Source organism: Aeromicrobium sp. (assembly GCF_036676885.1).
Classification (GTDB): domain Bacteria; phylum Actinomycetota; class Actinomycetes; order Propionibacteriales; family Nocardioidaceae; genus Aeromicrobium.
Genome location: NZ_JAKFCB010000176.1, coordinates 1 through 1,939, shown reverse-complemented (window position 1 = coordinate 1,939; position 1,939 = coordinate 1). Strand labels below are relative to the sequence as shown.

The 1,939-nt window shown below is 69.6% G+C and carries 2 protein-coding genes and 1 pseudogene; all 3 read right to left on the bottom strand.

Features of this window, described 5'->3' with window-relative positions:
* On the bottom strand, positions 1–923 hold a 923-nt coding region (locus tag V6M46_RS08310; RefSeq protein WP_332663675.1), incomplete at its 3' end, for a M28 family metallopeptidase.
* Between the two features lie 40 nt (positions 924–963).
* On the bottom strand, positions 964–1,482 hold the full coding sequence (locus tag V6M46_RS08305) for a regulatory protein RecX (protein ID WP_332663673.1): 519 nt from the start codon (positions 1,480–1,482) through the stop codon (positions 964–966).
* A gap of 34 nt (positions 1,483–1,516) precedes the next feature.
* A pseudogene (locus V6M46_RS08300) lies at positions 1,517–1,939 on the bottom strand (recombinase RecA); the annotation flags it as partial.

Sequence of the window (1,939 nt, the reverse complement as noted above, 5' to 3'; positions counted from 1 at the left end):
ACCATGATGCGACCCACCCGGCGGATCTGGCCCTCGCTGATGACGTCGGTCGTGTCGGCGCGCGAGTGATAGCCCGCGTAGGGCACGCTGCCCAGGCGAGCGGCCGGCAGGCCGGCACGCTCGAACGACCAGTGGTCGCTCGTCCTGTTGTCGCCGCAGACACGGTGCGGAGTCTGCGTGCGGCGAGCCACCGCCGCCAGCTGGTTGCGGGCCCGGACCGGCCCGCGCCCGCCATGGCAGATCGGCACCTGGGGGCCGCGGACGCCCACCCGGTCGAGCGAGACCATGGCCCGCATGGCGTCGCGCTCCGCTCGCCCGAGACTCCTGACGAAGGCCTGGGAACCGAAGTGGTGCAGGTCGTCGCCGGGACCGCGCGGCTCCTCGGCCCCGAACGCGATGAAGCGCACGGGCCGGTCGTCGTCGGCGTGGACCCTCGCGAGCTCGAGCATGACCGAGACGCCCGAGGCATTGTCCTCAGCCCCCGGTGCGACGGGCACGGTGTCCAGGTGCGCGCCGACGACCCGATGAGGCCGGCTCGGGTCGAAGCCAGGCGGGTCCGCGATGACGTTGGGTGAGTTGCCCGCAGGGACGTCGACACCCCAGGTGTTGCCGGCCGGCGCGTCGACGGCCTGCCTGCTCACGGCGTAGCCGAGCCGCTCGAAGCGATCCTCGACCCATTCGGCTGCCTGGGCGTACGCCCGGGAGGTCGCGTGCCGCGGACCGATGTCGTCGGCGAGGTGGCCGATGTCTGCCAGCACCCGGCGGACCTCAAAACTCGGAGGCGGCAGGGATGTTGTCGCGGGTGCAGGCGACGTGTCCGAGCTCGCCGTCGTGGGTGCCGGCTCCGGCGAGCCGGACGTGCACGATGACGCCAGCACGACAACGAGCACCATGCCGGTCGTGCGCATCGTCAGCCCACCCATGCCATCACAACGATTGGGCCGGACCAATCACTCCCGCCGCCTACATGCTGTCGAGGGCCTGCTTCTCGGCGCCGAGCTCCTGGCGCACCACGTCGAACGCCAGCTGGGGTGAGTAGCCCTTGCGGGCCAGCATGCCGGTGAGCCGGCGGATCTTGGTCGTGTCGTCGAATCGGGACATCGACCGGAGCTTGGTCTGCACGAGCCGGTGCGCCGCCTGGATCTCCGCCTCGGGATCGATCTCGGACAGGACCTCCTTGGAGATCTCGTCGTCGACCCCCTTGCGGCGCAGCTCCATCGCGAGGGCCCGCGACGACAACCCCTTGCCGCGCTGGCGGGCCTGGACCCAGGACCGGGCGAACTCCTCGTCGTCGATCAGTCCGGCGGCCTCGAACTTGTCGAGCGTCGCCTCGACGACCCCCTCAGGCACCTGCTTCTTGGCAAGCGCCTGAGCGAGGTCGCTGCGGCTGTGCGCCCGCTCGCTGAGCTTGCGCACCACGATCTCCTTGGCGAAGCTCGTGAGCTCCTCCGGAGTCATCTCCTCGACTTGTCTTGCTGGCATGGGCCTGCCTCCGGTTCCTGAGCCTGTCGAAGGGTCAGAACTCGATGTCGGTCGGGGGCTCCTCGACGACCTCGAGCGCGGGCTTGTCGGCCTGTGCGCCGATGCCCATGTGCTCGAAGATCTTCTTCTCGAGCTCCTCGGCCAGGTCCGGGTTGTCCTTGAGGAACTGGCGCGACTTCTCCTTGCCCTGGCCGAGCTGGTCGCCGTCGTAGGTGTACCAGGCGCCGGCCTTGCGGACGATGCCCACGTCGACGCCGACGTCGATCAGGCTGCCCTCGCGGCTGATGCCCTGGCCGTACATGATGTCGAACTCGGCCTGCTTGAACGGCGGGGCGAGCTTGTTCTTGACGACCTTGATGCGGGTGCGGTTGCCGACCATGTCGGTGCCGTCCTTGAGCGTCTCGATGCGACGCACGTCCATGCGGACCGAGGCGTAGAACTTGAGCGCCTTGCCGCC

Bases quoted from the DNA above. Each gene is read 5' to 3' on its own strand.
- V6M46_RS08305 (WP_332663673.1), bottom strand. From the start codon at position 1,482: ATGCCAGCAAGACAAGTCGAGGAGATGACTCCGGAGGAGCTCACGAGC.